2 protein-coding genes are annotated in these 1422 nt (G+C 42.8%); both read left to right on the forward strand.

Features of this window, described 5'->3' with window-relative positions; translation table 11 throughout:
- Window positions 1-46 precede the first annotated feature (46 nt).
- Complete coding sequence (locus tag CXF65_RS00955) at window positions 47-562, forward strand: helix-turn-helix domain-containing protein (protein WP_101210720.1); 516 nt, start codon at window positions 47-49, stop codon at window positions 560-562.
- A complete protein-coding gene (locus CXF65_RS00960; RefSeq protein WP_264754716.1) occupies window positions 550-1395 on the forward strand; it encodes an IS3 family transposase in 846 nt (281 codons plus the stop codon). The genes CXF65_RS00955 and CXF65_RS00960 overlap by 13 nt, the downstream gene beginning before the upstream one ends.
- Window positions 1396-1422 lie beyond the last annotated feature (27 nt).

Consider the following 1422-nt stretch of genomic DNA (forward strand, 5'->3'; position numbering starts at 1 on the left):
ATGAACTGACCCCCATAAGTTGGACACAACTTCTGGGGGTTATTTTATGAAATACGACATAGACTTTAAGATCAAAGTCATAGCATACTATCGTCAAGGACATAGTAGCGGTGCGACAAGTGAGAAGTTTGGACTTGATAACAAAATGGTATCTAAGTGGGTTCAGCAGTATCAGCATAGTGGTATAGACGCCATCAAACCTAAGACTAATAAAACTAAATACAGTAGCGACTTTAAGTATAAAGTGATCGCTGTGATGTTAGCAGAAGGATTAAGCCAATCTGAAACCGCTCTTAGGTTTAATATCAGCTCACCTGCGCTTATTAGCCACTGGCATAAAGCTTACAGACTCCATGGTATGTCTGGACTCACATCCAAATATAAAGGTAGTCACCCCATGACCTCTCCTATCACAGACAAACCCGATAATGAAAAGACACTAGCAGAGCTCAAACGTGAAAACGCATATCTACGAGCGGAGAATGCCTATCTAAAAAAGCTCGATGCCTTGCTTCGGGAAAGGGAACAAGCCGCGACAAAGCAAGGCTCATCGAAGGATTGAGACTAAAGCACACGTTATCTGACTTACTCAGCATAGCAAAGCTTGCGCGGAGTAGTTTCTACTACCATAGGGCGAGTCTTAGTAGTCAAGATAAATACGCCGAACTCAAACAGCGCATCCGTGATATCTATCATCAGCATAAAGGTCGATATGGTTACCGTCGAATCACCCAAACCCTTAAGAATGAGGGTCTCATTCATAACCACAAACTGATTGCACGGCTGATGGGACAGCTTAAGCTGACAGCGAGAATCAGACGACAAAGGTACCGATCCTATAAAGGAGCGTGCGGCGTCATTGCTAAGAATAGAGTCAAGCGCAAGTTTCGGGCGGGTGCGCCCAATCGCAGATGGCTGACAGACATTACAGAATTTAAAGTCGGCGATGACAAGCTATATTTATCACCGATACTTGACTGCTTTAATAATGAGATTGTCAGCTACCAGCTATCAAAACGACCTGTCTATGACTTGGTCAAACAGATGCTTGATTGTGCGCTTAAGGGCATACCAACAAAGCGCACCGAGCGGCTCACGCTGCATTCAGATCAAGGATGGCATTATCAGATGAAAGCGTTTGCGAATACGCTTAAAGAGAATAACATTAAGCAAAGTATGAGCCGAAAAGGGAACTGTTTAGATAATGCATTGATGGAAAGCTTCTTTGGGTCTTTAAAGTGTGAGACGATTTATATTAAGAAGCCGAAAACCATTGAAGATTTAGAGAAACAGATTCATGAGTATATGCATTATTATAATCATGAGAGAATTCAGCTTAAACTAAAAGGACTGAGCCCTGTGGAGTACAGAACTCAGTCCTTGGTGCAAACTTAAACTGTCCAAGTTTCGGGGGTCAGTTCA

Source organism: Psychrobacter sp. Sarcosine-3u-12, assembly GCF_002836005.1.
Classification (GTDB): domain Bacteria; phylum Pseudomonadota; class Gammaproteobacteria; order Pseudomonadales; family Moraxellaceae; genus Psychrobacter; species Psychrobacter okhotskensis.